The sequence below is a fragment of the Komagataeibacter intermedius TF2 genome, from assembly GCF_000964425.1.
Lineage (GTDB): Bacteria > Pseudomonadota > Alphaproteobacteria > Acetobacterales > Acetobacteraceae > Komagataeibacter > Komagataeibacter intermedius.
Map to the genome: position 1 here is coordinate 1 of NZ_BANF01000404.1, position 206 is coordinate 206.

Here is a 206-nt window from a genome sequence, read left to right on the forward strand (position 1 = left end):
GATATTCATCGGCAATGCTCCGGATAACCGTAATCGCTTCCGCGCCGGACGTGGCCCTGAAGTCCCGGCTGGCTCGCGATCCGGATCGTGCGGTCATTGAGGTGGAGGGTGTCTCCTCCTCCCACGGCGTCCTTATGCTCAAACACGACGCGTGGTTCTTCGACGCGCCCGGCGTTCAGCAGCACCCGGTAGCGGGCCATGCCGGT

1 protein-coding gene is annotated in these 206 nt (G+C 64.1%); it reads right to left on the bottom strand.

The features are described from left to right. Positions 1-5 precede the first annotated feature (5 nt). The coding region (locus B7449_RS17735; RefSeq protein WP_159108159.1) for a type IV secretory system conjugative DNA transfer family protein at positions 6-206 on the bottom strand (201 nt) is incomplete at its 5' end.